This is a genomic window from Tardiphaga sp. 709 (assembly GCF_032401055.1).
Lineage (GTDB): Bacteria > Pseudomonadota > Alphaproteobacteria > Rhizobiales > Xanthobacteraceae > Tardiphaga.
In genome coordinates, this window is sequence record NZ_CP135529.1 from 4540220 (window position 1) to 4562403 (window position 22184).

General features: G+C 61.9%; 19 protein-coding genes and 2 pseudogenes. 13 read left to right on the top strand and 8 right to left on the bottom strand.

Annotation, left to right across the window (positions count from 1 at the left end; all coding sequences use genetic code 11):
• Positions 1-8 precede the first annotated feature (8 nt).
• The 3 genes from RSO67_RS22055 to RSO67_RS22065 all read right to left on the bottom strand — a co-directional run bounded on the left by RSO67_RS22055 (position 9) and on the right by RSO67_RS22065 (position 3721).
• Positions 9-671 carry a sulfite oxidase-like oxidoreductase gene (locus RSO67_RS22055; RefSeq protein ID WP_315840579.1) on the bottom strand — a complete coding sequence of 221 codons (663 nt, stop codon included), beginning with the start codon at positions 669-671 and terminating at the stop codon, positions 9-11.
• Positions 672-701: 30 nt separating this feature from the next.
• Positions 702-1937 carry an MFS transporter gene (locus RSO67_RS22060; protein ID WP_315844329.1) on the bottom strand — a complete coding sequence of 412 codons (1236 nt, stop codon included), beginning with the start codon at positions 1935-1937 and terminating at the stop codon, positions 702-704.
• 359 nt (positions 1938-2296) lie between these two features.
• On the bottom strand, positions 2297-3721 hold the full coding sequence (locus tag RSO67_RS22065; protein ID WP_315840580.1) for an amidase: 1425 nt from the start codon (positions 3719-3721) through the stop codon (positions 2297-2299).
• 147 nt (positions 3722-3868) lie between these two features.
• On the opposite strand from RSO67_RS22065, the gene RSO67_RS22070 reads away from it, so the two are divergent.
• Entirely contained in the window at positions 3869-4714 is an 846-nt protein-coding gene (locus RSO67_RS22070) for an alpha/beta hydrolase (protein WP_315840581.1), read from the top strand.
• 69 nt (positions 4715-4783) lie between these two features.
• On the opposite strand, the gene RSO67_RS22075 is transcribed toward RSO67_RS22070, so the two are convergent.
• Positions 4784-5539: an SDR family oxidoreductase gene (locus RSO67_RS22075; RefSeq protein ID WP_315840582.1), complete on the bottom strand. Its 756-nt coding sequence runs from the start codon at positions 5537-5539 to the stop codon at positions 4784-4786.
• A gap of 133 nt (positions 5540-5672) precedes the next feature.
• On the opposite strand from RSO67_RS22075, the gene RSO67_RS22080 reads away from it, so the two are divergent.
• Positions 5673-6563, top strand: a complete 891-nt coding sequence (locus RSO67_RS22080; protein WP_315840583.1) for an AraC family transcriptional regulator — start codon at positions 5673-5675, stop codon at positions 6561-6563.
• Positions 6564-6582: 19 nt separating this feature from the next.
• Here RSO67_RS22080 and RSO67_RS22085 read toward each other — a convergent pair.
• Positions 6583-6705: pseudogene (locus RSO67_RS22085) on the bottom strand (polyprenyl synthetase family protein); the annotation flags it as partial.
• The gene (locus RSO67_RS22090; RefSeq protein ID WP_315840584.1) at positions 6699-7130 is read right to left on the bottom strand and encodes a helix-turn-helix domain-containing protein; all 432 of its coding nucleotides are present in this window, start codon (positions 7128-7130) and stop codon (positions 6699-6701) included. The gene RSO67_RS22090 and the pseudogene RSO67_RS22085, both read right to left, overlap by 7 nt.
• A gap of 89 nt (positions 7131-7219) precedes the next feature.
• Here RSO67_RS22090 and RSO67_RS22095 point away from each other — a divergent pair, with 89 nt between their 5' ends.
• Together RSO67_RS22095 and RSO67_RS22100 are read left to right on the top strand one after the other, a co-directional pair.
• The gene (locus tag RSO67_RS22095) at positions 7220-8035 is read left to right on the top strand and encodes an oxidoreductase (protein WP_315840585.1); all 816 of its coding nucleotides are present in this window, start codon (positions 7220-7222) and stop codon (positions 8033-8035) included.
• 57 nt (positions 8036-8092) lie between these two features.
• Complete coding sequence (locus tag RSO67_RS22100) at positions 8093-9094, top strand: NADP-dependent oxidoreductase (protein ID WP_315840586.1); 1002 nt, start codon at positions 8093-8095, stop codon at positions 9092-9094.
• 10 nt (positions 9095-9104) lie between these two features.
• Here RSO67_RS22100 and RSO67_RS22105 read toward each other — a convergent pair whose 3' ends face one another.
• Positions 9105-10115 carry a polyprenyl synthetase family protein gene (locus tag RSO67_RS22105; RefSeq protein WP_068733162.1) on the bottom strand — a complete coding sequence of 337 codons (1011 nt, stop codon included), beginning with the start codon at positions 10113-10115 and terminating at the stop codon, positions 9105-9107.
• Positions 10116-10351: 236 nt separating this feature from the next.
• On the opposite strand from RSO67_RS22105, the gene RSO67_RS22110 reads away from it, so the two are divergent.
• From RSO67_RS22110 to RSO67_RS22140, 7 genes are all read left to right on the top strand, one after another.
• A complete protein-coding gene (locus tag RSO67_RS22110) occupies positions 10352-10579 on the top strand; it encodes a DUF2007 domain-containing protein (protein WP_068733164.1) in 228 nt (75 codons plus the stop codon).
• Positions 10580-10583: 4 nt separating this feature from the next.
• Entirely contained in the window at positions 10584-11360 is a 777-nt protein-coding gene (locus RSO67_RS22115; RefSeq protein WP_315840587.1) for a tRNA1(Val) (adenine(37)-N6)-methyltransferase, read from the top strand.
• 234 nt (positions 11361-11594) lie between these two features.
• On the top strand, positions 11595-12479 hold the full coding sequence (locus RSO67_RS22120) for a S49 family peptidase (RefSeq protein WP_315840588.1): 885 nt from the start codon (positions 11595-11597) through the stop codon (positions 12477-12479).
• Positions 12480-12587: 108 nt separating this feature from the next.
• Positions 12588-12779, top strand: coding sequence for a hypothetical protein (locus RSO67_RS22125; protein ID WP_315844330.1), 192 nt, complete (start codon positions 12588-12590; stop codon positions 12777-12779).
• A gap of 407 nt (positions 12780-13186) precedes the next feature.
• On the top strand, positions 13187-14119 hold the full coding sequence (locus RSO67_RS22130) for a glycine--tRNA ligase subunit alpha (RefSeq protein ID WP_315840589.1): 933 nt from the start codon (positions 13187-13189) through the stop codon (positions 14117-14119).
• Entirely contained in the window at positions 14119-16443 is a 2325-nt protein-coding gene (glyS, locus tag RSO67_RS22135; RefSeq protein WP_315840590.1) for a glycine--tRNA ligase subunit beta, read from the top strand. The genes RSO67_RS22130 and glyS overlap by 1 nt, the downstream gene beginning before the upstream one ends.
• Before the next feature lie 303 nt (positions 16444-16746).
• Positions 16747-17847 carry a hypothetical protein gene (locus tag RSO67_RS22140; RefSeq protein WP_315840591.1) on the top strand — a complete coding sequence of 367 codons (1101 nt, stop codon included), beginning with the start codon at positions 16747-16749 and terminating at the stop codon, positions 17845-17847.
• A 108-nt stretch (positions 17848-17955) separates the two neighbouring features.
• On the opposite strand, the pseudogene RSO67_RS22145 reads toward RSO67_RS22140, so the two are convergent.
• Positions 17956-18320, bottom strand: a pseudogene (locus RSO67_RS22145) (DUF1236 domain-containing protein).
• A 246-nt stretch (positions 18321-18566) separates the two neighbouring features.
• On the opposite strand from RSO67_RS22145, the gene RSO67_RS22150 reads away from it, so the two are divergent.
• Both RSO67_RS22150 and ppdK read left to right on the top strand, forming a co-directional pair.
• Positions 18567-18725 carry a DUF3096 domain-containing protein gene (locus tag RSO67_RS22150; RefSeq protein ID WP_081421867.1) on the top strand — a complete coding sequence of 53 codons (159 nt, stop codon included), beginning with the start codon at positions 18567-18569 and terminating at the stop codon, positions 18723-18725.
• 118 nt (positions 18726-18843) lie between these two features.
• On the top strand, positions 18844-21816 hold the full coding sequence (gene ppdK, locus RSO67_RS22155; protein ID WP_315840593.1) for a pyruvate, phosphate dikinase: 2973 nt from the start codon (positions 18844-18846) through the stop codon (positions 21814-21816).
• Positions 21817-22184 lie beyond the last annotated feature (368 nt).

Below are 22184 nucleotides of genomic sequence, written 5' to 3' on the forward strand. Positions count from 1 at the left end.
CGTCGCTATCAATCGTCCGAATATCGCTGCTCTTGCCAGGGATCGCCGCGGTTGTGATAACCGCGAACTTCCCAGTACCCGGGCTTGTCGTCGCTAACGAACTGGATGCGCTGCAGCCACTTCGCGCTCTTCCAGAAATACAGGTGCGGCACGATCACGCGCACGGGGCCGCCATGGTCGCGCTCGATCGGGGAGCCCTGCCACGAATGCGCCAGCAGTGCGTCTTCGGCAGCGAAATCTTCCAGCGACAGGTTGGTGGTGTATCCGTCGTAGGATTCCAGCACCACGAAGCGCGCGTCCGGCTTGGGCTGGCAGGCATCCAGCAGCGCGCGGGTCGAAAGCCCCTCCCACTGGTTGTCGTAACGCGACCAGGTGGTGACGCAATGGATGTCTGAGATGAAGGTCGATTGCGGCTGCGCGCTGAACTGGCCGAAATCCCAGAACAGCGGCGTCTCGACGGCGCCGTAGACATCGAGGCGCCAGCGCTCGCGGGGCACGTCGGGTGTGATGCCCAGATCCAGTACCGGCCAGTCCTGGGTCAGGTGCTGGCCGGGCGGGAGCCGCTGGTCGTCCGGGCGCGCAATCTTGCCGGTGAGAAACCGGCCTTCGCGCGCCCAGCGCTGTTTGGTCTGCGTCAGCTTGGATTCCGGCGGGGTGTGATCCTCGGTCATGGCTGACGCTCCTTGTCTAGACTGCGGCCGTCACTCGTGACGGTGCATCGCCGACTTGTGCTTGGTGTCGCGCATGGTGGCGTAAATCAGCAGCGACAGGAAGATCATGCCCGACAGATAATAGTAGAACCACTGTTCATGACCGATCTGCTTGAAGTACAGCGCGATCGCCGGCGCCGTTCCGCCGAAGATTGACACCGTCAGCGCATAGGGCACGCCGACGCCGAGGGCGCGGATATTGGTCGGGAACAGTTCGGCCTTCACCACCGCATTGATCGAGGTATAGCCGGCCACGAAGATCCAGGCGCCGCAGATCAGCAGGAACGCCATGAATGGCGACTTGGTGGTCTGCAGCGTGGTGAGGATCGGAACAGTCGCCAGCGTGCCGGCAACGCCGAAGAAGATCAGCAGCGGCTTGCGGCCGATGCGGTCGGAGATCGCGCCATAGATCGGCTGCAGCAGGCAGGCGAATATCAACGTGCCGAAGATCACCGTGGTGGTCTGGTCCGCGGTGAGGCCGACCGAGAGCTTGACGAAGGTCTGCATGTAGGTGGTGAAAGTATAGAACGCTGCGGTGCCGCCGGCGGTGAGGCCGACAACCAGCAGCAATTCGCGCGGATAGGCCATCAGCGCGCGCAGCGAACCCATTGGCTTGGCCTGCTTCTTCGCTTCAACGAACTGGTCAGTCTCGTGCATGTCGCGACGCATCACGGCGGTGAAGACCGCAAGACCAGCGCCGATCACGAACGGAATGCGCCAGCCCCAGTCCTTCAGCTCCTGCTCGGTGAGGAACACCTTCTGCAGCAGCAGGAGAACGATGATCGCGGTCAGCTGGCCGCCGATCAGCGTGACATACTGGAAGCTCGAATAGAAACCGCGATGCTTGGGATCGGCAACTTCCGAGAGATAGGTGGCGCTAGCGCCGTATTCGCCGCCGAGGCTGAGGCCTTCGATGATGCGTGCGAGCGCGAGCAGGATCGGTGCCGCGATGCCGATGGTGGCATAGGTCGGCGTGCAGGCGATGATCAGTGAGCCGAAACACATGCACAGGACCGAGATCGTCAGCGATATCCGACGGCCATAGGTGTCGGCGAGATAGCCGAACAGCCATCCGCCGAGTGGCCGCATCAGGAAGGTGGCGGCAAACAGCACGGCCGCATTGAGCTGCTGAACGACGGGGTCGGAGTTCGGGAAGAAGGCCGGCGCGAAATACAGGGCGAAGGCGGTGTAGGCGTAGAAGTCATACCATTCGACGAGATTGCCCATCGAGCCGATGAAGATCGCCTTGATGCGTTTCTTGGCGTCGTCGAAATGGAGTTTGCCGTCCGCCGGCGGTGCGAATGAATCTGCCACGTAGAACCCTCGTATTCCGTGAAATGAAATGCCCCGTTGCCACGCTCGGCACGAAAAGCCAATGCCGCGGAATGCATTGCTGCTGGCAGGATCGTTCAGTCAGGCGATGCCCGCATCCCGGTCGCGGCCACGCATGACTAGCCGCGATGTGCGACAATGTGGCTTAGACAAAAGTCTATAGGGCAGTGGTACTCCGGGCGGTCCTGCCCAAAGGCATCGTCCTGGCTGGCACAAGGTCAGCCAGGACGAGCGAGTATGAGGGCGGAGTTCCGTTACTTCGCCAGGCGCGGATCGATCGGCGTGGAGTCGCGCAGACCCAGGATGTCCTCCAGCACGCGTGCGCCGGCGAGCAGTGAGGCTTCGCCGCGCGGCGGGCCGACCACCTGCAATCCGACCGGCAGGCCGGTCGAGGTGAAGCCGCAGGGCATCGACAGCGCCGGGCAGCAGGTCAGCGTGATCGCATAGACGATGCCCAGCCACTGCACGTAGTTGTCGAATTTGGTGCCGTTGCATTCGGCGAGATAACGCTGCTCGATCGGGAAGGGCGGCGTGATGGTCGCCGGGCACAGCAGCAGGTCGTATGTCTGGAAGAACTCGTAGGCCCGCGCCGCCAGCGTGACACGCTGCGCTTCCGCCTTCGCCAGGTCATCGACCGTGAGCTTCAGGCCCTGCTCGATGTTCCAGATTACTTCCGGCTTCAGCTGATCGCGCTTGTCGCGGAGCAGTTGGAGCTTCGAAATCGCGAAGTCGTAGGCGCGCAGCACATGGAAGCATTCGTGGGCTTCACGCAGGTCGGGATGCGCTTCCTCGACGGTGACGCCGGCGTCGGCGAATGCCATCGCTGCCTTGCGGGTGATGGCGACCACTTCGGGATCGACCGGAGTGATGCCGAGATCCGGCGAATAGGCGATCCGCTTCGGCTTGGTGCCGGCGCGCACGGCGGAGCGGAATGAGGTCGGCAGTTTCGGCAGCGAGATCAGATCGGCAGGATGTTCGCCACTCATGGCGTCGAGCATCAGCGCGAGGTCTTCCACATTGCGGGCCATCGGGCCCTGCACGCTCACCATCCGGGCGAGGGCCACGGAGGGCGTCGACGCTACGCGGCCGACGCTCGGACGCAGGCCGACGATGCCGCAGAAGCTGGCGGGGTTGCGCAGCGAGCCGCCCATGTCGGAGCCATGGGCAATCCACGCCGTGCCGCTGGCAAGTGCTGCCGCGGCGCCGCCGGATGAGCCGGCGGCCGACTTCGACAGGTCCCACGGATTCAGCGTCGCGCCGAACACTTCGTTGAACGTATTGGCACCGGCGCCGAATTCAGGCGTGTTGGATTTCGCATAGATCACGCCGCCGTTTTCTTCGAGGCGTTCGACCAGCACGTTGGACTTGGTCGGCACCACGTCCTTGTAGATCGGCGAGCCCTGCGTGGTGCGCACGCCGGCGACAGCGGTGAGATCCTTGATCGGCACCGGCAGGCCGGCAAGGATGCCGCGTTCGCCGAGCGGCTTCTTCATCAATTCCTTCGCGTGATCGCGGGCGCGATCGAAACACAGGATCGGCAGCGCGTTGACTTGGCCATCGACTTCCTTGATGCGGGCTTCCAGCGCGTCCAGCAGGTCGAGCGGCGTTACCGTCCCGGCATTGAGTTGATCGACCACGGCGCAGGCCGTTGCTTTGATGAGGTCTTGCTGAGAGGCCACGCACGTCTCCAATTTCGGATGCAGAGCAATTCGTATGCTTGGGATGTCGATCCCGACGTAGCCGTGTAGACCATTTTCTGGATAAATGGGACTCGCAGGCCAGATCTCTTTCACCCAAGTCGCCTCACACAATGCAGGGATGCAACCATGAGTAAGCCTTTCGGCGATTCCAACTGGCGCGCGATGACGCGCGAGCAGCTCGATGCCGGTCTGAACAACTCGACCGCCGTTGCAGGCAGCGCCGATATCACTGCCGGATGGGGCCAGCGCTCCGACGCGATGAAGGCGAAGTATCCCGCGCATCTCGACGTCGCCTATGGTCCGCGCGAGCGCAACAAGTTCGATTTCATCAAGGCCGCCGACGGCGGGCCGACACTGCTGCTGATTCATGGCGGCTACTGGCAGATGCGCTCGAAGGATTTCTTCACCTGCTTCGCTGCAGGTCCCATCGCCCACGGCATCAACGTCGCTGCGATTGGTTACACGCTGGCGCCGGATGCGACGCTGGAGGAGATCGTGGCCGAGATGCATGCCGGCGTCGATGCGCTCGTCGACAAGCTTCCGTCACTGGGCGGCGATCCGAACCGCATCGTGGTGTCCGGTTGGTCCGCCGGCGGTCATCTCACCTCGACGACGCTGTCGCATCCGAAGGTGAAGGGCGGTGTCGCCATCTCGGGCATCTACGATCTCGAGCCGATCCGCGCGTCCTATCTGAACGAGAAGCTCAAGCTCGACGAGGCGATGTCGAAGCGGCAGTCGCCGCTGCTGCAGGATGGCGGCCCGAACAAGCCGCTGGCACTGGTGGTCGGCGGCGCCGAGTTGCCGATTCTGCGCCAGCAGACGGCGGACCTTGCCGTGCATCGGGCAAAGTACGGTCTGCCGGTGACTTATGAGGAGATCCCGGGCGCGGATCACTTCTCGATCATGAAAGAACTGGAATCGCCGACCGGGCGGATCACGACGCTGATCAAGGAATTGGTCGCGCGGATTTAAAATCAGACCAGCAACCTGAATATGCGAGACGTCTCCCGGCGCCGCTCGTCAGCGCCGGGATTGTTTTGTCTACAGCCCCTGTCCGCCCGACACCTCGATCCGCTGCGCGTTCACCCAGCGATTGTCCTCCGATAGCAGGCTCGCGATCATCGGTCCGATATCGTCGGGCAGGCCGACGCGGCCAAGGGCGGTCATGCCGGCTATCGTCTTGTTGATGTCCGGATTGTCACGCACGGCACCGCCGCCGAAATCGGTTTCGATTGCGCCGGGCGCGACCGTATTCACGGTGATCCGGCGGCTGCCCAATTCCTTGGCCATATACATCGTCATGACCTCAATGGCGCCCTTCATCGCGGCATAAGCAGCATAGCCGGGGAAACACATGCGGGTCAGCCCGGACGACAGGTTCACGATGCGGCCGCCGTCTGCGATCAGTGGCAGCAGTGCCTGCGTGAGAAAGAACACGCCCTTGAAATGGACGTTCACCAGCCCGTCGAACTGCGCCTCGGTGGTGTCGGAGATCAGTGCATAATCGCCGTGTCCGGCATTGTTCACGAGATGGTCGAACGTCTCGCGCGACCAGGTTTCGCGCAGCGCTGTTCGCAGACGACCAGCAAAGTTGGCGAGGCCGGCAATCTTGCCGGTGTCGAGTTGCAGCGCCACCGCCTTGCGGCCCATGCGCTGGATTTCAGAGACGACAGCCTGTGCGTCTTCGCTGCGGCTTTGATAGGTGAGGACAACATCGCCGCCGTGACGGGCGATGTTGAGAGCGGTATTGCGGCCGAGACCGCGGCTGGCGCCGGTAACGAGGGTAATCTTGGTCATGGTCAGCTCCTGTGGTGTGACCATTCCGATATCGCCCCGACGAACCGGGGCTAGTTGCCCGAAGCTCGACGTTCCTTGCCTAATCCTCCAAAATCATGTGCTGGCGCATTTACGATGATGTAGGCTGAGCCTCATGACCACGCTTCTCAATGCCGTTCGCCGTTACACAGAGACCCATGCCGACAGTGCCGGCATCGCGATCACGCCGATCCTGGGCCTTGCAGCCGTGCGCGCAACCACACCCAGCGACATTGTCCACGCGATCTTCCAGCCGCTGATCTGCCTCGTCGTGCAGGGCACCAAGCATGTGACCATGGGGACGGAGAGTTTTGTCTTCGCTGCCGGGGATTCGCTGATCATCACGGCCGATGTTCCGATCGTCAGTCAGATCACACGGGCGAGCATTGCCGCGCCCTATCTCTCGCTGGTGTTCGAACTTGATCCGGCCGTGATCGCCGAACTGGTTGTCGAGATGAAAGCGGAGCCAAGCGCCGATCTCGCGCGTGTCCGGGTCGAGCCCACCGATGCCGAAGTTGCGGACGCGGCGTTGCGGCTGATGCGCTTGCTTGATCGTCCGGCGTCATTGCCGGTGCTGCGCGCGCAGCTGGTGCGGGAGATGCATTACTGGCTGCTGGCTGGTCGCCATGGGCCGGCGATCCGACGGCTTGGCTGGCCGGACAGCCACGCGCAGCGTGTCGCGCGCGCGGTCGCGGTATTGCGCACCGAGTTTGCGCGGCCGGTGCTGGTCGAGCGTCTCGCAGATGTTGCGGGCATGAGCCCGTCGTCATTCCACCAGCATTTTCGCACAGTGACGTCGCTCACGCCGCTGCAGTTTCAGAAACGGTTGCGCCTGATCGAGGCGCGGCGGCTGATGTTGTGGGAAGGCGCGGCCGCGAGCAGCGCAGCCTTCGCCGTCGGTTATGAGAGCGTGCCGCAGTTCACCCGGGAATATGGCCGCATGTTCGGCGCACCGCCGGCACGCGATATCGAGGCAGCGCGGGAGAAAGCGCGCGCTGTGGCGTGATCGTGAGCGTGAAGGCGCCTTAGTGCGTCCGTGCCAGGCAGAACGCCACGACCTGCTCCAGTGCAGTCTTCATCGGCGATGACGGGAACAGCGCCAACGCGTCAACGGCCATGGCGCCGCGATGCTGCGTGCGGCTCATTCGATTGCGGCGACGCGAATGGGCCGTGTTCCGACCGGTGCGCCTGTCACGCGGTCGATGGTAACGGGATCGATCTCGGTGCCGCGCTCTGCGTCGAAGAACCGGGTGACGTCGCCCCCGCCGCGATGCTTGCGTCCCCATGCGCCGATCGCAAACAACACCGGCAGAAAGTCGCGGCCCGCTTCCGTCAGCACATATTCGTCCCGTGGCGGACGGTCGGAATAGCGGCGTTTCTCCAGCATTCCTTCGTCGGTCAGGGCTGACAACCGCCCCGTCAGCATCGTCGGCGCGATCCCGAGACTTTTGCGGAAATCATCGAAACGGGTCAGCCCCGCATGGGCGTCGCGCATGATCAGCATGCTCCATGCGTCCCCCACAATCGCGAGGCTGCGGGCGATCAGGCATGGCTGGTCCGAAAAATTCTTCATGTCGATATCTTTTTAGTAGTGACTTACTATTAATTCGATAGTAACTGACTGTTCATCGATGTTCCATGCGAAAATGAAAGCGGAAGCCGATGAGCAAGACAGAACGCGGCATTGCCCTGGTAACGGGAGCTTCCTCCGGTATCGGGCTAGTGACCGCCCGAGCGCTGCAGCGCGATGGCTACCGTGTCTTCGGCACCAGCCGAAAGCCGATGCCCGATACCTCGGACGGGATCACCATGCTGATCTGCGACGTGATCGACGATGCCTCCGTGCAGAGCGTCGTTGACGAGGTTCAAAGCCGCGCCGGGCGGATTGATCTTCTCGTCAACAATGCCGGGATCGGACTGTTGGGCGGTGCTGAGGAATCCACGACGGCACAGGCGAAAGCCGTGTTCGACGTGAACGTGTTCGGCACCATACGCGTGACAAATGCGGTTCTGCCCGTGATGAGACGGCAGGGCAGAGGCCGGATCATAAACCTCAGCTCCATACTCGGACTGATTCCCGCGCCCTATAACGCACTCTACGCATCGACCAAGCACGCCATCGAAGGCTATTCCGAATCGCTTGACCACGAAGTGCGAACGCAGGGCATCCGCATCGTGCTTGTCGAGCCCGGTGTGACCCGCACGTCCTTCGAAGAGAACATCACGCGACCGGACCGGCCGCTTGCGGTTTACGATACGGTTCGCACCGACGCGGAGAAGCTGATGCGCGAGATCGTTGCGAAGGGCGATGCACCCGAAGTCGTCGCCAAAACTGTCGTCAGGGCGGCCAATGCGGGATCGCCCAAGAGACGCTACACCGCTGGAAAAGCTGCAGGACAAGTCCGCTTTCTGCGCCGCTTCCTGCCCGAGTCCTTCGTCGACAACGCTCTTCGGAAATTCAACGGGCTTCCCGCATAAGCTTGTATCGCCGCATGGCTCGCGCTGCCGGCTGCCACAGAAACGAAAGTTAGTCCGATGAAATCATTCTTGATCGATCGCTATAAGAAAGGCGGCGCTCTGCGTCTGGCCAACGTGCCGGAACCGGAGGTGCAGGACACTGATGTCCTGGTCCGGGTTCACGCCACAGCTGTGAACCTGCTGGATTCCAAGCTTCGGGATGGAGAGTTCAAGCTCATTCTTCCCTATCGTCCACCTTTTATCCTGGGTCACGACGTCGCCGGAACGGTTGTCAGGACAGGACCGAAGGCCCGTCGGTTCAAGGTGGGCGACGAGGTCTACGCGCGGCCGCGCGATCATCGAATCGGTACTTTCGCCGAGTTCATCGCCATCAATGAGGCCGACGTGGCGCTGAAGCCGAAAAACCTCAGCATGACGGAAGCGGCATCCATCCCGCTGGTGGGGCTGACGGCGTGGCAGGCGCTGGTCGAAGTGGGCAAGGTGAAGCCCGGCCAGAAGGTCTTCATTCAAGCCGGCTCCGGCGGTGTCGGGACTTTTGCCGTCCAGCTCGCCAAGCATCTCGGCGCGACAGTTGCGACGACGACCAGCGCAAAGAATGCCGAACTGGTCAAAAGTCTCGGGGCGGATGTGGTCATTGACTACAACACACAGGATATCGAGAAGGTCCTGTCTGGCTACGATCTTGTGCTGAACAGTCAGGATTCAAAGACGCTCGATAAATCTCTGGGTGTACTCAAGCCGGGTGGCCAGCTTATCTCTATTTCCGGTCCGCCAGATCCGGCCTTCGCCGCGGAAGCTGGTCTGAACCTGTTCCTGAAACTGGTCATAGGCCTGCTGAGCCGTGGCGTGAGGAAAAAGGCCAAGCGCCTCGGCATACGCTATTCATTCCTGTTCATGCGCGCGCAGGGGCAGCAGTTGAGTGAGATTACGTCCCTGATCGAAGCCGGCGTGATCCGCCCGGTCGTCGATAAGGTGTTCCCGTTCGAGAGCACCGGGGATGCACTGGCCTATGTCGAGACCGGCCGTGCGAAGGGGAAGGTTGTCATAGTGGTGCAGTGACGTCTGGCCCTTAGTGCGTGCGGGCCAGGCAGAACGCCACGACCTGCTCCAGTGCAGTCTTCATCGGTGACGACGGAAACAGTGCCAGCGCATCGACGGCCATGGCGCCGTAGTGCTGGGCGCGGTTGATCGTGTCTTCCAGTGCGCGGTGCTTGGTCATCAGGCCGATGGCGTGATCGAGGTCGCCTTCGCCGATCTCGCCGCGCTCCAGCGCCTTGATCCAGAATTCGCGCTCGGCATCGTTGCCGCGGCGGAAGGCGAGCACCACGGGCAGGGTGATCTTGCCCTCGCGGAAATCGTCGCCGACATTCTTGCCGAGCTTGGCGGCCTTGCCGCCGTAGTCGAGCACGTCGTCGATCAGCTGGAAGGCAATGCCGAGATTCATGCCGACCGAACGGCAGGCGGTCTGCTCGGCCTTCGGACGGTTCGCGATCACCGGGCCGACTTCGCAGGCCGCGGCGAACAGTTCGGCGGTCTTGCCGCGAATGACGGCAAGATATTCGTCTTCAGTGGTGGCGGTGTTCTTGGCGGCGGCGAGCTGCATCACTTCGCCCTCCGCAATGGTGGCGGCTGCCGAGGACAGAATATCGAGCGCGCGCAGCGAGCCGACCTCGACCATCATGCGGAACGCCTGGCCGAGCAGGAAGTCGCCAACAAGTACGCTGGCCTCATTACCCCACAGCATGCGCGCGGAGAGCTTGCCACGGCGCAGTTCGCTCTGGTCGACCACGTCGTCATGCAACAGCGTCGCGGTATGCATGAATTCGACGGAGGCCGCGAGTTTGATATGGCCGTCGCCGGTGTAGCCGGTGAGATTGGCCATCGCGAGCGTCAGCATCGGTCGCAGCCGCTTGCCGCCCGATGAGATCAGGTGGTTGGCGACCTCGGGGATCATGGTGACTTCCGAGCCGGTCCGCGACAGGATCGTCGCATTGACGCGCTCCATGTCAGAGGCGACAAGGCTGACCAACTGGTCGATCGACGCTGTTGCGTGACTCTCGAAGGGAACAATCACCGCCACGCTGGGCTCTCCGAATTACAAGGGCGCTTCGTCGGGCCATGAAAAAGGCAGGCACTGGCAGCGCTTATATTCAAATAGGGCGAATTCACGTTGAAAACAGGTGTCCCCATCTGCTGAATTGCCGTCGACCGATATCAGGCCGCACAATAGAAACTGCGCAGCGGCGCGGCAAGGGCATCGGAACCTTGACTTCCCCATAGATACACACCCGGTTACTGGCAGGGAGCGACCTCCAATTGCGCGAAATCATGCGGACGAACGACGTGGTGCTGGTATCGGCGGTGGGCGCGCTGCTCGACGGCGCGAATATCCACCATCTGGTGCTGGACCAGAATATGAGCGTGATCGAAGGATCGCTGGGCATCATTCCGCGCCGGATCCTGGTGCATGAAGACGATGACCTGCAGGCGCGCCGCGTGCTGACGGATGCCGGACTGGCCCACGAGCTGCGGCCGCAGGATTGATGTGATGGCTGACGCGATCGTGACCACGGAGGACGGCTTCCTGGGTGGCCAATTGCGGCTGCGGCAGCCGAAATCCGGCCATCGGGCCGGCCATGACGCGATCCTGCTGGCGGCTGCAACCTCGGCGCAAGCCGGTCACAAGGTCGTCGATTTTGGATCGGGCGTAGGGACGGCGGGTCTGGCGCTCGCCAAGCGGGTGCCCGGCCTCTCCCTGACGCTGGTTGAGATCGACCCGCAACTCGCTGAACTAGCGAGAGAAAATGCTGCAGCGAACGGTATTGCGGCGGATGTCGTTACGCTCGATATCGCCGCGAGTGCCGATGTTTTCGCTGCCACAGGCCTGCCGCAAGACAGCGCCGACGCGGTGCTGATGAATCCGCCCTTCAACGATCCCGCGCGCCATCGCGCCTCGCCGAACAAATCGCGCGAGACCGCCCATGTCGCGACGGAGGATACGTTGCAGACATGGATTCACGCCGCGCGCCGGGTGCTCAAATCCGGCGGCGTGCTGACGCTGATCTGGCGCGCGGACGGATTGGCCGATGTGCTGGCGGCGCTGGGTCGCGGCTTCGGCAGCGTCGCAATCATGCCCGTGCATGGCGAGGCGATGGCGCCGGCGATCAGGGTGTTGGTGCGTGCTGTGAAGGGTGGCCGCGCGCCTGCGGCAATTGAACTCGGCATCTCGCTGCGGGATGCGGATGGCGCGCCTGATCTCCATATCCAGCGCGTGCTGGCCGGGCAGGCGGTTCTGCCCTGGTCGTCGCTTCAGGCATCGCTCTAGGCGATGTCGCAGTCAGCGTGTTGTTTATTGAGGAGCTGTTTCGGAACGTTTCTGCGGCGTCGACGTGAAGTGGATCGCCGTGAGCAGCGTACCGATGATCAGCATGAGCAGATAGATTTTCATGTCTTCTCCCGCTGCGGCGTAAAGGCCTGTTATGGTTTTCAAACGCTGAAAGCGTCTCTCGGTTCAATGACAGCAGCGTGATAAAAGTTAGTTAATGTCGAGGAAATTTGAATGAGCGAATCCAATTTAAAAGCGGCGATCACAAGGCTGCTGCCTGCGCGTTTCCGTCGCGCCTCTGCAGTCGTTCCGGTGGTGCGTCTGTCCGGCACGATCGGCGCCGTCACGCCGCTGCGCCCGGGATTGTCGCTCGCAGGCGTCGCAAAGCTGCTGGACAAGGCATTTGCGATCAAGAATGCGAAGGCTGTTGCGCTGGTGATCAATTCGCCGGGCGGCTCGCCGGTGCAGTCGCGACAGATCTATCTGCGCATCCGCCAGCTCGCGGCGGAGAAGAAACTACCGGTGTATGTGTTCGTCGAGGACGTCGCCGCGTCCGGCGGCTACATGATCGCCTGCGCCGGCGATGAAATCTTCGTCGATCCGTCGTCGATCGTTGGCTCGATCGGCGTCGTTGGAGGCACCTTCGGTTTTCAGGAATTGATCAAGAAGATCGGTGTCGAGCGGCGTCTCTATACGGCGGGTGAGCACAAGGCGATGCTCGATCCGTTCCTGCCGGAAGATGCTGATGATGTGGCGCGGCTGAAATCGCTTCAGCGCGAGATCCACGCCATCTTCATCAATCTCGTGAAAGAGAGCCGCGGTGCCCGGCTGAAGGGCGCCGAGCATGTGTTGTTCTCCGGCGAATACTGGGCTGGTGAAAAATCCATCGCGCTTGGACTCAGCGATGCCATCGGCGATCTGCGTTCGGTGCTGCGCGCGCGCTATGGCGACAAGGTGCAGATGCCGGTGATCGCGCAGCCATCCGGCATGTTGTCGGGTCTGCTCGGCCGCAAATCGGGCGCGGGCTCGCAGCTCTCGCTCGACGGATTTTCGGGACTGCCGGAGCAGCTGATCTCGGCGCTGGAGACTCGCGCGCTGTGGTCCAAATACGGCTTTTAGCAGGACGGTATTGCGCGGCATTTGGTGGCTTAAAAGCCAATTGCGGGAAACCGGCGGTTGCGCGAGACTATCGGCAGGGGGCTTGAGATGAACGACAGGAATCGACACATGCCGCCGCTGGTCGCACTTGCAGGCGCGCTCGGGAGCGCAGCCGTTGTCCGCTGGGCCTACAGAACCGCCAAGCGGATCAATCATGAACTGGAAGAAGCCCGCCAGGCGCGGGTAGCCGAACGCAGCGGGAGCACGGAAGTCCCGACCCTGCGCCGTGATCCCGTCACGGGCGCGTATCGGCCGGGTTAGCCGCCGCAAACCGGGCCCCAAAACATTTGCGCCGGCCTGAGGACGGGGCACGTCCTCGAGGCCGGCGACAAAGTTGGGCTTTCAGGCTTGGAGGTCCCTTGGCCCTGGAGATTTTGACAACTCAAGACTTGGAGGTCTTCGGCCCGCGCGACTTGGATCGTTCGAGCCTTTCGCTGGGGTAAGTCCCGATGACCGGGTTCGTTCCCACCGATGCCATTCAGGATAGTGCGCGGGACTTAACGACTAGCCCTCCTGATCTGGCGATGTGCCGGTGCGGTTACCAGCCGGTTACCGCCGAATCCGGCTGCATTGCCTTGATTCCCGGAGGCCGCGCCGATACGGTCCGCGCGCTTTGATCCGCCTTGATCCCCTTGGCGAATCCCCGAAAAAACGGCCCAGAAACCACCATGGACTCCCTGCCTCCGCACATGCGCCCGGAACGTTCGTTCCAGGGCTTCATTCTCGCTCTGCAGCGGTTTTGGGCCGAGCAGGGCTGCGTGATCCTGCAGCCTTACGACATGGAAATGGGCGCCGGCACCTTCCATCCCGCGACGACCTTGCGCGCGCTGGGGCCGAAGCCCTGGAAGGCCGCCTATGTGCAGCCGTCGCGCCGGCCGAAGGATGGCCGTTACGGCGAGAACCCGAACCGGCTGCAGCATTATTACCAGTTCCAGGTGATCATGAAGCCGTCGCCGGCGAACCTGCAGGATCTCTATCTGCAGTCGCTGAAAGCCATTGGCATCGATACCGCGCTGCATGACGTGCGCTTCGTCGAGGACGACTGGGAGAGCCCGACACTGGGCGCCTGGGGCCTCGGCTGGGAATGCTGGTGCGACGGCATGGAAGTCAGCCAGTTCACCTATTTCCAGCAGGTCGCGGGCGTCGAATGCGCGCCGGTCGCCGGCGAACTCACTTACGGTCTCGAACGCCTCGCAATGTATGTGCAGGGTGTCGACCGTGTGTACGATCTCAACTTCAATGGCCGCGACGGCGCCGACAAGGTGACCTATGGCGACGTCTTCCTGCAGGCGGAGCAGGAATATTCCCGGCACAATTTCGAACATGCCGATACCGCGATGCTGTTCGACCAGTTCAAGATGGCCGAGGCCGCCTGCAAGAAGTATCTCGATGCGGGCTGGAAGGGCGGCAAGCGCGAAGAACATCTGATGGCGCTGCCGGCCTATGACCAGTGCATCAAGGCCAGCCATGTTTTCAATCTGCTCGATGCGCGCGGCGTGATTTCGGTCACTGAGCGCCAGAGCTACATCATGCGCGTCCGCGAACTCGCCAAGGCCTGCGGCGAAGCGTGGGTGCATACCGAAGCCGGAAGTGCTGCCTGATGCCCGATTTTCTCCTCGAACTGTTCTCCGAAGAAATCCCCGCCCGCATGCAGGCCAAGGCGGCAGAAGATCTGCGCCGCATCGTGACCGATCGTCTGGTTGCCGAAGGTCTCGTCTATGAAGGCGCCAAGGCATTCGCGACGCCGCGTCGTCTGACGCTGACGGTGCACGGCATTCCCGCACGGCAGTCGGACCTCAAGCAGGAGCGCAAGGGACCGCGCGTCGGCGGCGCCGAGGCTGCGATCCAGGGTTTTCTCAAGGCGACCGGCCTCGCTTCGCTGGATGAAGCCAAGATCCAGCGCGATCCGAAGGGCGATTTCTACATCGCGTTGACGGAAAAGCCGGGCAAGCCGACAGTCGACGTGCTGGCCGAGATCCTGCCCATCATCATCCGCACCTTTCCGTGGCCGAAGCAGATGCGCTGGGGCGCGGCTTCCGCAAAATCCAGCGCGCTGACCTGGGTGCGTCCGTTACACTCCATCGTCGCGACCTTCGGCATCGACACCGAAGAACCGGAAGTCGTGCAGTTCGACCTCAGCGGCGTCAGTGTAGGCCAGACCACTTACGGTCATCGCTTCCTCGCGCCCGATGCCATCGAGGTGCGCCGCTTCGACGACTACGTGGCGAAACTGCAGGCGGCGAAGGTCGTGCTCGATCCCGAGCGCCGGAAGGAGATCATTCTGGCCGATGCGCGGCAGCTGACGTTCGCGCAAGGGTTTGAGCTGGTCGAAGACCCCGCGCTGCTCGACGAAGTGGCGGGTCTGGTCGAATGGCCGGTGGTGCTGATGGGCTCGTTCGACAAGGACTTCCTGTCGATCCCGGATGAAGTGATCCGGGCGACGATCCGCGCTAACCAGAAGTGCTTCGTGGTCCGCGATCCCAAGAGCCAGAAGCTGACCAACAAGTTCATCATCACCGCCAATATCGAGGCGAGTGACGGTGGAACGGCGATCATCGCCGGCAACGAGCGCGTCATCCGCGCGCGCCTCTCGGATGCGAAGTTCTTCTACGAGACGGATCTCAAGACGAAGCTCGAATCGCGGCTGCCGAAATTCGATCAGATCGTGTTTCACGAGAAGCTTGGGACGCAGGCTGCGCGTATCGCCCGTATCGAAAAGCTGGCTGGCGAGATCGCGCCATTGGTCGGCGCCGATCCGGCAAAGACCAAGCGTGCGGCGCAGCTCGCGAAGACCGATCTGCTCACCGAAGTGGTCGGCGAGTTTCCAGAGTTGCAGGGCCTGATGGGCAAGTATTACGCGCTGGCGCAAGGCGAAGACGCTGCCGTCGCTGCTGCATCCGAGGATCACTACAAGCCGCAGGGGCCGACCGATCGCGTGCCGAGTGATCTCGTCAGTGTCGCCGTGGCGCTGGCCGACAAACTCGATACGCTCGTGGGTTTCTGGGCGATCGACGAAAAGCCGACGGGATCGAAGGACCCGTTCGCATTGCGTCGTGCGGCGTTGGGTGTGATCCGAATAATTCTAGAGAATTCTCTGCGTATTCGCCTTAGATCAGTAATTGTCGGTGCCTCGCGGCCATATGCGGAACGCGATTTCGCGCTCATGGACAAAGAAGCCACCGAGAAACTGGAAGATGCTCAAGAAATATTGGGGCGTGAAGATCTGGTTGATGAACTCGCCGATCAGGGTTGGACTACCGAAGGGCGCTACGATTACGTCCAGCATTTGGAGAAATTAGTTACTGCGCCCCTTTTGGCTTTCTTCGCCGATCGTCTCAAGATTCAGCTTCGTGATCAAGGCGCGCGCCATGATCTGGTGGACGCTGTATTCGCTAGCGCAGCTTCGCGTATTCAAGCTCTAGCCCTTCCAAAGCAATACGCTGAAAATCCACTCTTTGGGGCTTGGGGCGGGCAATCCCCAAATGCAGATGAGGTTGTTCAGGACGATCTGCTGATGGTCGTTCGCCGCGTCGAGGCGCTCGGCAAATTCCTCGACAGCGATGACGGCAAGAACCTGCTGGCCGGCACCAAGCGCGCCAACAACATTCTCGCCATCGAGGAGAAGAAGGATAAACGCAAGTTCGACGGCGCGCCTGATGCCGCGCTGTTCAAGCTCGATGAAGAAAAGGCGCTGGCCAAGGCGATTGCCGAGGTCGGTCCGGAAGCGAGTGCCGCCGTGGCGAAGGAAGACTTCGCCGGCGCCATGACGGCGATGGCCAAGCTGCGCCCCGCGGTCGATGCGTTCTTCGACAAGGTGAAAGTCAATGACGATGACGCGGCGGTCCGCGAAAATCGTCTGAAGCTTTTGAACGAGATCCGCGCGGCAACGCGTGCAGTGGCGGATTTCTCGAAGATCCAGGATTGATGAGTGGGCGCCTGCCGGCGCCCACTCATCATCCCGGGGCGGCCGCAGCGGCGAAGCCGCGGAGGTCCGAACCCGGGATCCCGAAGTGTTTTCACCATGCCGAGATTGCGGGTTCGCGTGCGCGAAGATGCGCCCGCGCCCCGGAATGACGCGCTTGGGGGCGGTTGCTCCGCCGTGAAGCAGCCGCACGATATTTCCGGAAACACCCCGAAACATTTACCTTCCATTAACCACAACTTGAAATGGTCCGGTTCCGTAACGGTTTCTTAACCGTCGCATTCCTAGCGCGGACAGGACTGCCCCATGACTTCGGTCAATACCGGCCTCAATCCCTATGCCAATTACGGCTCCGCCTATGCGCGGGCCGCCGCTACCGCCCAGCCCTCGCTGGCCAATGCGCTCAACAGCAATGAGAGCGCCTCGTCGTCTTCCTCCGATGCGGCGACCAATCTGACGCTATCGGAGGCAGCGCGAGCGAAGCTTGCGAGCTCCGGCTCTGACAAGGATATCGCGACCGTCATCACAGACCTCAGGGGCAAGCTCGCCGGCCTCTATGTCGCTGCGAAAGCAACCGGGCCGCTGGACAAGAACGGCAAACTGACGATCGATCTCTCCACACTGGATCGCCGCTCGCTCTACACCATGGCCACTAATAATGGCGGCACTTTCACCGCCGACGAGCAGACGGTCGCCAAGACCGAGCTGGGCAATCGCTTCAATGCGGCGCTCGCGCCTGCCGCGGGTACAGCCAAGCTCACCGGCGATTTCAGCGGCATCTATAAGGCCGCGCTGGATTATCTCGATAGCGCAGGCAGCGAAGAGAAAGCCTCAGCGACCTGGTCCGCGCAGCGCGAGGCCGTGCTGAAGGGCATTCAGGCGACCGAGCAGACACCGACCAAGGCGCCATCGGGCATCGCCAACGATCCCGTCGCAGCCTATCTCGCGCAGCCGGACACGAGCGTGCCCGTCAAGGACATCGCCACCGTTGCCAAGAGCGTGCGCGGGGCGCTGGATGCGCAAGCCAAGGCGGCGAAAGAGGCGGGCAAGGGCGAACTGGTTTACGACAGCCGGCGCAAGACCGGCCAGCTTGCGGATTTCTCCGCCGTCGACAATCGTTCGCTCTCGGCGATCTCGCTCAATCAGGATGGTCTGTTCTCGAAGGAAGAGAGCTTCGCCGCCAAGCAGGTGCTGGATTCGCGTAATCGCACCAGCATTCTCGAGGCGTTGCAGGCAAGCCAGAAAAGCGGTGACCCCAGCCAGTTCAGCCTCGGTATTCTCAACACCTATTCGGCCATGAGCGACGAGGAGCGGACCGCCTCCAACTGGACGCCGAGCTTCCGCGACAATGCGGTGGCGAGCTACAAGTCGACCAACCACATTCTGTCGCTACTGAAGAGTTCGTAGTCGCGCGCAAAGAAAAAGCCCCGCCCGGTGGGGGATGACCGGGGCGGGGCTTCTTCGCCCGGTCGCCATTCGCGGCGCCCGAACGAATTCTCTGTCAGCGGTGATGCGCTAGTCGATGACCTGCACGATACGGCGCGAGCGCGGCTCCACCAGCACCGTCTGACCATTCACCACCGTGTAGCGATAGGGCGTCGTGGCCACCGTCTGCGGCACGTCGTAATAGGTCACGCCGGCATCCGGCAGCGTGGTGCCAACCACGATGCGATCTGGCACGGTGAATGTCGGTACACGTTCGCGGACTACATATTCACGAAATGCCGGACGCTCCTGCACGGTGATGCCATCCGGATCGCTGTTATCGACGATGACGCGATCGCCGCCCGATACACCGACGGTGACGCCCTGAGCCTGCACGGCCAGCGGAGTGCCGAGCGCGCCGACAAGGGCCGTGCTGCAATAAGTCTGTTTCGCATGATCGTCTCCTTCGTGAACGATGTCCGGCTTGCGCGCCGGTCTGTGCCATCCAGCCTGGTCTGGTTTATTCACCGTCGGCCAATGCATGCCACCAGCGATCGTTCCGGAATTTTCCACGCGCAAATGCTGGTTTTTGATGCATTGCATGCAGGTATGCGGGAACCCATTGATGGGCATGGCGTCTTTATGCTGCTAAATCCCCGCGGCGCATTGCGTCGAATCGATTCCCCTCACGGAGATCTTCCATGGTCATCACGGCAGCTCACATCCAGCCGATTGTCGCGCTTATCGCTGGCGTTCTGATTCTGATCATGCCGCGGTTTCTGAATCTCGTAGTGGCGATCTATCTGATCTTCATCGGACTGGCCGGGCTTGGCGTCTTCAAGCTGCTCAAAATCGGCTAAATTCTGACACGGCCGTTACCTACAGCGGTACCTCCGGGCTGCTTGCGCCACGTCCCTGAAACGTGGTGTAACGCGGCACATTTCCCTGTCGTTTCCTCTCGCGGATTGATTGAGAACCATGGCCAAAACCGCCTCGAAGTCCAAAAAAGCCCCTGTGAAGTCAAAGCCCTCCAAGGCTGCGCCGAAAACAGCATCGGTGGCCCGCAAGGCGCTCAAGAAGCCAGCTGCCAAGCCTGCAGCTAAATCCGCGGCGAAGGCCAAAACGGCTGTGAAAGCAAAGGTTGCTCCGAAGCCTGTTGCAAAGGCTCCCGCATCCAAGAAGGCGGTTGTGGCCAAATCTTCTACAGCCAAGACTTCGGCGACCAAGGCCGTCAAGAAGGCCACCAGCAAGCCGGTGACTGACGTCATCAAGGCCGGCAAGTGGGTTTATTCGTTCGGCGGCGGCAAGGCCGAGGGCAAGGCCGGCCTGCGCGACCTGCTCGGTGGCAAGGGCGCGAACCTCGCCGAAATGGCCAATCTGGGCCTGCCGGTCCCTCCTGGCTTCACCATTCCGACCTCGGTCTGCACCTATTTCTACGCGAACGGAAAATCCTATCCGAAGGAATTGCAGTCGCAGGTGGAGAAGGCGCTCGAGGCCGTCGGCAAGATCACCGGCAAGGGCTTTGGCGACGAGAAAAATCCGCTGCTGGTCTCGGTGCGCTCCGGCGCCCGCGCATCGATGCCGGGCATGATGGACACCGTCCTCAATCTCGGTCTCAACGACACCACGGTGGAAGCACTCGTCGCACTCTCGGGCGATAAGCGTTTCGCCTATGACAGCTATCGTCGCTTCATCACGATGTATTCCGACGTGGTGCTCGGCTTCGAGCATCATCACTTCGAAGACATTCTCGACACCTACAAGGACAACAAGGGCTACACGCTCGACACCGATCTCGATGGTGACGACTGGGTCAAGCTCGTCGGCCAGTACAAGGAAGCTGTCGCGCGCGAAACGGGGAAGGACTTCCCGCAGGATCCGCACGAGCAGCTCTGGGGCGCCGTCGGCGCCGTGTTTTCATCCTGGATGAATACCCGCGCGGTGACCTATCGCCGCCTGCACGATATCCCGGAGTCGTGGGGCACCGCCGTCAGCGTGCAGGCCATGGTGTTCGGCAATATGGGCGAGACCTCGGCCACCGGCGTTGCGTTCACGCGCAATCCCTCGACCGGCGAGAGCAAGCTGTATGGCGAATTTCTGATCAACGCACAGGGTGAAGACGTTGTGGCGGGCATCCGCACGCCGCAGGACATCACCGAAGACGCGCGGATCGAGAGCGGTTCGGACAAGGCGTCCATGGAAGCGGCGATGCCGGAAGCGTTCAAGGAATTGACGCGCATCTATACCCAGCTCGAGAAGCACTATCGCGACATGCAGGACATGGAGTTCACGGTCGAGCAGGGCCGGCTCTGGATGCTGCAGACCCGCAACGGCAAGCGCACCGCCAAGGCGTCGATCCGCATCGCGGTCGAACTCGCCAATGAAGGCGTGATCTCGCAGAAGGACGCGGTGTCGCGCATCGATCCGGCGTCGCTGGATCAGTTGCTGCATCCAACCATCGATCCATCAGCCAATCGCGACGTCATCGCCACGGGCCTTCCGGCTTCGCCGGGCGCCGCCTCGGGCGAGATCGTGTTCTCGTCGGATGAAGCCGCGAAGCTGCAGGCCGACGGCAAGAAGGTTATTCTTGTTCGCGTCGAAACCTCGCCGGAAGACATTCACGGCATGCACGCCGCCGAAGGCATTCTCACCACCCGCGGCGGCATGACCTCGCATGCGGCGGTGGTCGCGCGCGGCATGGGCAAGCCCTGCGTTTCCGGCTGCGGCACTGTCCGCGTCGATTACGGCCGCGGCACCATGAGCATCGGTGGCCGCGTGTTCAAGGCGGGCGATGTCATCACCATCGACGGTTCGGTTGGCCATGTGCTGTCCGGCCGCATGCCGATGATCGAGCCGGAATTGTCGGGCGAATTCGCAACCCTGATGGGCTGGGCCGACAAGGTCCGCAAGCTCAAGGTCCGCGTCAACGGCGATACGCCGGAAGATGCGCGCACCGCGATCAAGTATGGCGCCGAAGGCATCGGCCTGTGCCGCACCGAGCACATGTTCTTCGAAGAGACCCGTATCCGCACCGTGCGCGAGATGATCCTCGCCGAAGACGAGCAGGCCCGCCGTGCCGCGCTCGCCAAGCTGTTGCCGATGCAGCGTGCCGACTTCGTCGAATTGTTCGAAATCATGAAGGGCCTGCCCGTCACGATCCGTCTGCTCGATCCGCCGCTGCACGAATTCCTGCCGCACACCCAGGGTGAAGTCGAGGAAGTGGCTCGTGTCATGAACACCGATCCGCGCAAGCTTGCGGACCGTGCGCGTGATCTCGCCGAGTTCAATCCGATGCTCGGCTTCCGCGGCGTACGCATTGCGATCGCCTATCCGGAAATCGCCGAGATGCAGGCGCGCGCGCTGTTCGAAGCCGCGATCGAAGCGGGCAAGCGCACTGGCGAACAGGTCGGCCTCGAAGTCATGGTGCCGCTGATCGTCACCAAGATGGAGTTCGATCTCATCAAGGCGCGTATCGATGCCACTGCGGTGTCGGTGATGAAGGAGACCGGCGGCAAGCTGAACTATTCGGTCGGTACCATGATCGAACTGCCGCGTGCCTGTCTGCTGGCCGGCGAGATCGCCGAGACCGCCGAGTTCTTCTCGTTCGGTACCAACGATCTGACGCAGACCACCTTCGGCATCAGCCGCGACGACGCTGCGAGCTTCCTCGGTACTTATATCGCCAAGGGCATTCTGCCCGTCGACCCGTTCATCACGGTCGATCGCAGCGGCGTCGGCGAGCTGGTGAAGATCGGCGTTGCGCGTGGCCGCAAGACTCGCCCCGATATCAAGGTTGGTATCTGCGGTGAGCATGGCGGCGATCCGGCATCGGTAGCCTTCTGCCATGAGATCGGTCTCGACTACGTGTCCTGCTCGCCGTATCGCGTGCCGATCGCGCGTCTCGCTGCCGCACAGGCTGCGCTCGGCAAGGAAATCTCCAGCCAGGCATAAGTGCTTCGGTTCCACGATCAACGATTTTGCAAAATGGCCGGGGATTTCCCCGGCCATTTTTATTGCGTGCCTCATGCCGTGTTTGTTCGTGCGTCGGAATGGAACTCGCAAACATTTTCACGCGCGCGCAAATTTCTCTTCATCATCTTTGTCAACGCGATGTTTACTACTTTTGTGGAGCCGCGGTTTACCAAGGCTTTCGAATGATTTTGCGCTGCGCTCGTACAGCTTGCGTGTGACGTGGTTGCATCGCCGATTAACTCCGCGGCAACTTTGATTCCGTACTAACGAAATAGATCGAAATGTACGGATGTGCAGATTAGTGCCGTGCAGGGCGATGCTGGTGTAAGCGTTGCGTGAGCGTATCG

What these genes read in the sequence shown, in the direction of transcription:
- RSO67_RS22055 (WP_315840579.1), bottom strand. Translation starts at nt 671, where the DNA reads ATGACCGAGGATCACACCCCGCCGGAATCCAAGCTGACGCAGACCAAA.
- RSO67_RS22060 (WP_315844329.1), bottom strand. Translation starts at nt 1,937, where the DNA reads ATGGGCAATCTCGTCGAATGGTATGACTTCTACGCCTACACCGCCTTC.
- RSO67_RS22070 (WP_315840581.1), top strand. Translation starts at nt 3,869, where the DNA reads ATGAGTAAGCCTTTCGGCGATTCCAACTGGCGCGCGATGACGCGCGAG.
- RSO67_RS22075 (WP_315840582.1), bottom strand. Translation starts at nt 5,539, where the DNA reads ATGACCAAGATTACCCTCGTTACCGGCGCCAGCCGCGGTCTCGGCCGC.
- RSO67_RS22080 (WP_315840583.1), top strand. Translation starts at nt 5,673, where the DNA reads ATGACCACGCTTCTCAATGCCGTTCGCCGTTACACAGAGACCCATGCC.
- RSO67_RS22090 (WP_315840584.1), bottom strand. Translation starts at nt 7,130, where the DNA reads ATGAAGAATTTTTCGGACCAGCCATGCCTGATCGCCCGCAGCCTCGCG.
- RSO67_RS22095 (WP_315840585.1), top strand. Translation starts at nt 7,220, where the DNA reads ATGAGCAAGACAGAACGCGGCATTGCCCTGGTAACGGGAGCTTCCTCC.
- RSO67_RS22100 (WP_315840586.1), top strand. Translation starts at nt 8,093, where the DNA reads ATGAAATCATTCTTGATCGATCGCTATAAGAAAGGCGGCGCTCTGCGT.
- RSO67_RS22115 (WP_315840587.1), top strand. Translation starts at nt 10,584, where the DNA reads ATGGCTGACGCGATCGTGACCACGGAGGACGGCTTCCTGGGTGGCCAA.
- RSO67_RS22120 (WP_315840588.1), top strand. Translation starts at nt 11,595, where the DNA reads ATGAGCGAATCCAATTTAAAAGCGGCGATCACAAGGCTGCTGCCTGCG.
- RSO67_RS22125 (WP_315844330.1), top strand. Translation starts at nt 12,588, where the DNA reads ATGCCGCCGCTGGTCGCACTTGCAGGCGCGCTCGGGAGCGCAGCCGTT.
- RSO67_RS22130 (WP_315840589.1), top strand. Translation starts at nt 13,187, where the DNA reads ATGGACTCCCTGCCTCCGCACATGCGCCCGGAACGTTCGTTCCAGGGC.
- glyS (WP_315840590.1), top strand. Translation starts at nt 14,119, where the DNA reads ATGCCCGATTTTCTCCTCGAACTGTTCTCCGAAGAAATCCCCGCCCGC.
- RSO67_RS22140 (WP_315840591.1), top strand. Translation starts at nt 16,747, where the DNA reads ATGACTTCGGTCAATACCGGCCTCAATCCCTATGCCAATTACGGCTCC.
- RSO67_RS22150 (WP_081421867.1), top strand. Translation starts at nt 18,567, where the DNA reads ATGGTCATCACGGCAGCTCACATCCAGCCGATTGTCGCGCTTATCGCT.
- ppdK (WP_315840593.1), top strand. Translation starts at nt 18,844, where the DNA reads ATGGCCAAAACCGCCTCGAAGTCCAAAAAAGCCCCTGTGAAGTCAAAG.